A 2493-nucleotide genomic window follows, 5' to 3' on the forward strand; every position below is an offset into this window, starting at 1 on the left:
CAAGGGCGCCGACCGCTTCCTGTTCGTGCCGCTGGGCACCGGTATAGCGGGCGCGATCGGCATCGACGGCCGGGTGGAGGCGGGCGCGCACGGCTTCGCGGGCGAGATCGGCCACATCGTCGTACGGCCGGGCGGTGCGCCCTGTCCCTGCGGCCAGACCGGCTGTCTTGAGCGGTACGCGTCCGCGGCGGCGGTGACGGAGGCGTGGGCCACCGCTTCCGGCGACCCGGAGGCGGACGCGGCGGACTGTGCGAAGGCGGTCGCTTCCGGGGACCCTCGCGCGGAAAAGGTCTGGCAGGAAGCCGTCGACGCCCTCGCCGACGGCCTCGTCACGGCGCTCACCCTCCTGGACCCCCGCACGATCATCATCGGTGGCGGCCTGGCGGAAGCGGGGCAAACGTTGTTCACACCACTGCGGGAGGCGGTCCGGGCCCGGATCACCTTCCAGAAGCTGCCGTCCGTCGTCCCCGCGGCCCTGGGCGACACAGCGGGATGCCTGGGCGCAGGCCTGCTGGCTTGGGATCTCCTCAATCACACCGACCGTACGGAGGTAACCGCCTGATGGCAGCCGACCCAGGGGCGCGGGGAACTGCGCGACAAGCCACGACGCACCCGCAGCCCGCAACCGGCACAGGGCCCCTCATCCTGTCCGGCGCCACGGTGGTCCTCCCCACAGGAACCGTCCAAGACGGCCGAGTGATCGTCGACGGCACCCGAATCACCGGTGCCGCCCCGGACAACGCCCAGGTCCTCGACGTCACCGGTCACTGGCTGGTCCCGGGATTCGTCGACCTCCACAACCACGGCGGCGGCGGAGCCTCCTTCACCTCCGGCACCGTCGAGGACGTCCTCAAGGGCATCCACACCCACCGCCTGCACGGCACCACCACCCTCGTCGCCTCCACGGTCACCGGCGAGATGGACTTCCTGACCCACCGCGCCGGCCTCCTCTCCGAACTCGCTGAACAGGGCGACCTCGCCGGCATCCACTTCGAGGGCCCGTTCATCTCGCCGTGCCGCAAGGGCGCGCACTCCGAGGCGCTGCTGCGCGAGCCGGACCCGGCGGACGTGCGCAAGCTGGTCGACGCGGCGCGCGGCAGCGCCAAGATGGTCACCCTCGCGACCGAACTCCCGGGCGGCCTCGACTCCGTACGGCTGCTCGTCGAACACGGCGTCATCGCGGCGATCGGGCACACGGACGCGTCGTACGAGCAGACGGTGGAGGCGATCGACGCGGGCGCGACGGTCGCCACGCATCTGTTCAACGCGATGCCGCAGCTCGGGCACCGCGAGCCCGGTCCGATCGCGGCGCTCCTCGAAGACGAGCGCGTCACCGTCGAGTTGATCAACGACGGTACGCATCTCCATCCGGCCGCCCTGGAGTTGGCGTTCCACCACGCGCGCGCGGAGCGGGTGGCGCTCATCACGGACGCGATGGACGCGGCGGGCTTCGGCGACGGCCGGTACATGCTCGGCCCGCTGGAGGTCGAGGTCAGTGAGGGTGTGGCGCGGCTGGTGGAGGGCGGTTCGATCGCGGGCTCGACGCTGACCCTGGACCGGGCCTTCAAGCGTTCGGTGACGGTCGACCGGCTGCCGGTCGAGGACGTGGTCGCCGCGATCTCGGCCAACCCGGCCAGGCTGCTGGGGAGTTACGACGAGATCGGCTCACTGGAGCCCGGCAAGTACGCCGACCTGGTGCTGCTGGACTCCGACTTCGACCTCAAGGGCGTTATGCGGCGCGGCACTTGGGTGGTCGAGCCGCAACTGGGGTGATATGTACCACTGTTGAGGGAGGCGGTTGTCCTGGGGGGACTGGGAGGACCGCCTCCTGTTTGACATCATCGAGCCTCCGGAACACACAGCAAGCGCATTCATGCGGTCTTCGGGGGAGGTCGGCCCGGTGATTCTCACGGTCACACTGAACACCGCGCTCGACATCACCTACCGGGTACGGGAGTTGCGGCCGCACGGCACACACCGCGTGTCCGAGGTGACCGAGCGGCCCGGCGGCAAGGGGATCAACGTGGCCCGGGTGCTCGCCGCCCTCGGCCACGAGGTGACGGTCACCGGGTTCACGGGCGGCGCCACCGGGCGCGTCGTACAGGACCAACTCGCCGGTGTGCCAGGTGTGTTGGACGCGCTGGTCCCGGTCTCCGGTGCCACCCGGCGCACGACGGCGGTGGTGGACGAGCTGACCGGTGACACGACTCAACTCAACGAGCCCGGCCCGACGGTCACTTCGGCGGAGTGGTCGGCGTTCCAGGAGGCGTACGAGGCGCTGCTGGGCGGGGTGTCGGCGGTGGCCCTGTGCGGGAGTCTGCCGCCGGGGGTGCCGGTGGGCGCGTACGCGGGTCTGGTCCGGACGGCGCGGGCGGCCGGTGTGCCCGTCCTTCTCGACACCAGCGGTGAGCCGCTGCGGCGCGGGGTCGCCGCCCGGCCCGACATCGTCAAGCCCAACGCCGACGAGCTGGCCGAACTCACCGGCTCCCACGA

The 2493-nt window shown here is 71.3% G+C and carries 3 protein-coding genes; all 3 read left to right on the forward strand.

Translation table 11 applies throughout. The features are described 5' to 3' along the window. On the forward strand, positions 1-562 hold a 562-nt coding region (locus R6V09_RS50800; protein ID WP_317888196.1), incomplete at its 5' end, for an ROK family protein. Beyond that, positions 562-1773 carry an N-acetylglucosamine-6-phosphate deacetylase gene (gene nagA / locus R6V09_RS50805; protein ID WP_317888197.1) on the forward strand — a complete coding sequence of 404 codons (1212 nt, stop codon included), beginning with the start codon at positions 562-564 and terminating at the stop codon, positions 1771-1773. The genes R6V09_RS50800 and nagA, both read left to right, overlap by 1 nt. Before the next feature lie 127 nt (positions 1774-1900). Beyond that, a partial coding sequence (locus tag R6V09_RS50810; RefSeq protein ID WP_317888198.1) for a 1-phosphofructokinase family hexose kinase occupies positions 1901-2493 on the forward strand: 593 nt, incomplete at its 3' end.

The sequence above is a fragment of the Streptomyces sp. W16 genome (assembly GCF_033194735.1).
In the GTDB taxonomy this organism is placed as follows: domain Bacteria; phylum Actinomycetota; class Actinomycetes; order Streptomycetales; family Streptomycetaceae; genus Streptomyces.